This window comes from Nonomuraea turkmeniaca, assembly GCF_005889735.1.
Classification (GTDB): domain Bacteria; phylum Actinomycetota; class Actinomycetes; order Streptosporangiales; family Streptosporangiaceae; genus Nonomuraea; species Nonomuraea turkmeniaca.
In genome coordinates, this window is the sequence record NZ_VCKY01000570.1 from 1 (window position 1) to 833 (window position 833).

Annotated in this window: 1 protein-coding gene; it reads left to right on the plus strand. The window is 69.7% G+C overall.

Annotated elements, in window-relative coordinates; translation table 11 throughout:
- Positions 1 to 48 precede the first annotated feature (48 nt).
- Positions 49 to 765, plus strand: a complete 717-nt coding sequence (locus ETD86_RS54575) for a gamma carbonic anhydrase family protein (protein WP_246149555.1) — start codon at positions 49 to 51, stop codon at positions 763 to 765.
- Positions 766 to 833: the final 68 nt, after the last annotated feature.

An 833-nucleotide genomic window follows, 5' to 3' on the forward strand; every position in this document is an offset into this window, starting at 1 on the left:
CTAGTGCCGTATCAGCCAAGGTTCGCCCTGTAGTGCCTCAGGTCGCGGATGGCGCAGGTCTCGGCGAACGCGACGTCTGAAATCCGCCAGCATGCTCACGGTCGGTCGGGCGAGAATCCGCTCGTGATCGCTGAAGCGCAGGGAATCCGCATCCGGCACCGCGGGCATGAACCGCAGGTCCATCCCACCGCCTACGTCGCCCCGACGGCCACGCTCGTCGGTGATGTCCGCGTGGGGCCGAGGGCGCGGGTGATGTACGGTGCGGTGCTCGATGCCGAGGGGTCTCGGATCGAGGTCGGGGAGGCGGCGGTGATCTGCGAGAACGCGGTGTTGCGCGGGTCTGCGGTCGCCGGCGATCAGCCGGTGCTTGTCGACGACCACGTCTTTGTGGGGCCGCATGCCACGCTGCTGGGCTGTGAGGTCGGCAGGTGCGTCTATGTGGCGACCGCGGCGACGGTCCTGCAGTGCGCACGGTTGGGGGCGGGTTCGGTTGTAGCTGTCGGCGCGCTCGTCCATGCGCGCACTGTTCTTCCGGACGAGTACTTCGTGCCGCCGCACACCGTGGCGCTTGACGCGCCGGTGCGGCTGCTGGCCCCTGGCGATCCGGGCCTGGCCGAGGCCGTCGGGCGGGTGGGCTTCGCGCAGGTGGCGTTCGGCGTCGACGCGGAGTGGACCGACCGGATCAGCCGGTACGAGCGCATCGCGGAGGTGCGCGTCGCCGAGTTCGGCACGCACGCGGACGATGAGGTTCTGAATCTCGGCTAGCGCCGCATCATCTGCGAAACCGCCACGCCGACGACCGGCGCCTACGCGCCGTCGTCGACAGGGCAAAC